General features: G+C 60.7%; 4 protein-coding genes. All 4 read left to right on the forward strand.

Annotated features, from left to right (window positions below):
- Window positions 1–325 precede the first annotated feature (325 nt).
- Window positions 326–637, forward strand: a complete 312-nt coding sequence (locus BQ17_RS01995; protein WP_089724064.1) for a hypothetical protein — start codon at window positions 326–328, stop codon at window positions 635–637.
- Window positions 638–732: 95 nt separating this feature from the next.
- The gene (locus tag BQ17_RS02000) at window positions 733–945 is read left to right on the forward strand and encodes a hypothetical protein (protein WP_141699039.1); all 213 of its coding nucleotides are present in this window, start codon (window positions 733–735) and stop codon (window positions 943–945) included.
- A gap of 103 nt (window positions 946–1048) precedes the next feature.
- On the forward strand, window positions 1049–2041 hold the full coding sequence (locus BQ17_RS02005) for a YhdH/YhfP family quinone oxidoreductase (protein ID WP_089724066.1): 993 nt from the start codon (window positions 1049–1051) through the stop codon (window positions 2039–2041).
- Window positions 2042–2249: 208 nt separating this feature from the next.
- Entirely contained in the window at window positions 2250–2849 is a 600-nt protein-coding gene (locus tag BQ17_RS02010; protein ID WP_089724067.1) for a hypothetical protein, read from the forward strand.
- Window positions 2850–3067: the final 218 nt, after the last annotated feature.

Consider the following 3067-nt stretch of genomic DNA (forward strand, 5'->3'; position numbering starts at 1 on the left):
GGCGCGAACCGCATCGCCGGATGGCCCGTGTCCGACATCGCGCACGCGCTTTCGGGATTCGATTACGGGCACCTTTTTCGTCAACGGCATGCTTGAATAAGCAACAGGTTAGAGTCGTCTGATCGCTGAAAATACCTATTTTTCAAGGTGCCTTTATGGGGGTTGATGCGGTTCGCTGCGGGCGTCCTGGCCGATATCGCCTATCACGACAAAGCAGGCTTCGCGGCCCTGGCCGAGCAGGCAAGAGCGGCGGTTGCCGCCTGATGACTTGCGCCGCCGAACGTCAGTTGTTAGGCGGCTAGACTCTCGATTCTAGGAGGTCAGAATGGACAAACAGACAGTCAAACTGATTGTTGGAGGAGTTTGTGTCGTCTTCAATCTTGCCGTGCTCGTCTTAGGGATATATCTAATCATCGTCTGTGTGCCAGGCATTGGGGTGGGAGAAGCAAGCGCAACCGTCAAATTCCTTGGTGGGGTGACAGGTCTCAACGGCCACGCCGTCGGCGTTTTCATTGGAGCTGCGATGGCGATTGTCTCCATGATGTACACGTACAAAGCATATATGGAGGCACTGAACCACGAAACGAAATCACTATCGGATATCGTCCGCCACCACAGTCCGCAGGGATCCGTGTGATGAGGCAGAGGACATAGAGTCTGAACCCGCGTAGGGTGCGGTGAGCCTCTGCCTGCGTGCAGGGACGCAGACAGGTAGCGAACTGCATTGATAACGTGCCGGTTCGCTTCGATGCGGTTCGTGTTACTCACCGCATCCTACGTTCTAACGAGTTTCAAGAGATGGACCGCATGTTTCTGGAAACGGACAAGAAGATGAAGGCCTTGCAGGATCTATTCGATAGCGAGTGGAGCAAGCTGGTGGAAAGTCTGGCTGAAGGGGACTTAGTGCGCTTGTTGAGGGAGCATGGAATCCAGATCACTGAATGATCACCACTGCTTATCATCTCGACCCAAGGGAGAGATCTTAGGAAGTAACGATGTTTTCGGTCGCCCTGACCCTGGCCTTCCCGATTGATATGGGCCGATTGATATGACTACCTACAAGGCATTTCGCATCCGGCACGACGACGGCTATCGGGCCGGGATCGAGGCGCTTTCGGTCCCCGCTCCCGGCGCAGGTAAGGTACTGATCCGGGTCGCCTACTCCAGCGTCAACTACAAGGACGCCCTAGCCGGTACCGGCCAGGGCAAAATCCTCGCGACCTTCCCCCTGGTGGGCGGCGTCGACGCGGCGGGTATCGTGGATGTCTCCGGTGACGGGCGCTTCACGCCGGGCGATCCAGTGCTCGTGACCGGGTACGGCCTCAGTTTCGACCACGACGGGGGATATGCGGAGTACCTGGAGGTCCCCGGCGATTGGGTGGTCCCCATGCCGCCGGGCCTGGACCCACGCAACGCCATGATCCTGGGAACCGCCGGCTTTACTACCGCCCTGGCGATCCACCGCATGCAGGTCAATGACCAGCGGCCTGATCTGGGGCCGGTGCTGGTTACCGGCGCCACCGGGGGGGTCGGCGCGATCGCCATCGACATCCTCAGGCACCTGGGCTACGAGCCGGTGGCCGTGTCCGGTAAGCAGGAGTTGTATGGCTGGCTGCGGGAGCTGGGTGCGGCGCGGATCCTCGGACGCGACGAGCTACCGGGCGGGAAGCGTCCCCTGGAGAAGGCCCTATGGGGTGGCGCCCTGGATACTGTGGGCGGCGAGATGCTGACCCGGATCACACGTACCATCAAGCCCGCGGGCAATATCGCGAGCATCGGGTTGGCCGGCGGCTCCGAGCTCAATACCACCGTCATGCCCTTCATCCTGCGCGGGGCGAGCCTACTGGGCATCAATTCCGTCCATGTGCCGCATCAGTTACGCACCCAACTCTGGACCCTGCTGGCGACGGACTGGCGGCCACCGCACCTGGAGCGGATCCTGACCTCCACCATCGGCCTGGAGGGACTCCCCGACGTTTTCGGGTCCATGCTGGCAGGCCAGACCCACGGGCGGATATTAGTGGAGCTGGGCAACTCCTGACATGCCGTTCCCGGTGCGCACCGGGGCCAAGGCGAGGGCGTGTAAATCGCTTCCGGCTGTAGGGTGGGCTGTGCCCACCGGGGCTACTGGCAGGGGTCGATTTCGATGGCAATGCCGATCGTGAGCGGAGCCCGAATAGTACAGGATTGACAGGATTATCAAGATTTACAGGAGGCTGTAGACAAGTCTCTCCCGCGTGCCCGTGTCTGTGATCAACCTCGTCGTCGCCCTTCCGGCAGAGGCCAAGCCGGTCATTTCCCGGTTCGGTCTGGCGCGCGTACAAGCGGACCTTGGTTTCCCCCTTTACCGGCACGGACGGATCGCCCTGGTTGTCACCGGGCTGGGCAAGCTCGCAGCGGCCGCGGGGACTGATTTGCTCGCTACCTTGGGCAACTCCTCGCAAGCGGCGATCTGGGTAAACCTCGGCGTCGCGGGACACGCCGAGCGGCAGGTCGGCGAAGTGCTGCTCGCGCGCAGCATAACGGACGCGGGCTCAGGTCATGTCCGGCACCCGCTCCTCCCGCAGGAGCGGCCTTGCCCTGCCGACGATCTACTGACCTTGGACCGGCCGGATCCGGGCTACCGGCACAAGGGTATGGTCGACATGGAAGCAAGCGGCTTTTTCCCCACCGCCTGCCGATACGCTAGTACCGGGCTGGTGCAAGTACTTAAGGTCGTCTCGGACAACCGCGAAACCACCGCCCGAGGATTGAGCGCAAAACAGGTGCGTCTGTTGATGGGCGGGGCACTCGATATCTTGGAAACGCTGCTCGCAAGTCTCGAAGCACGCGCCGAGGCACGGTATTGAATTGACCATGCTCACGGATCAGATCCCCGCCTGTGGTGTCGTCCATGATGTGTTTGTTGTATCCGCCGCCTTCGGAGGGTGGTTGCGGCGACTTTCAGGGTAACAGCATGTTAGGATCGCTAACCAAATAGTACAGGATTAACCCTGAAGTATCCCCACAAATCAGCCTCTGGCTCCCACGCTCCAGCGTGGGAGCAAATCCAGACGCTCCAGCGTCA

Origin of the sequence: Candidatus Thiosymbion oneisti, from assembly GCF_900092655.1 — a bacterium.
GTDB lineage: Bacteria > Pseudomonadota > Gammaproteobacteria > Chromatiales > Chromatiaceae > Thiosymbion > Thiosymbion oneisti.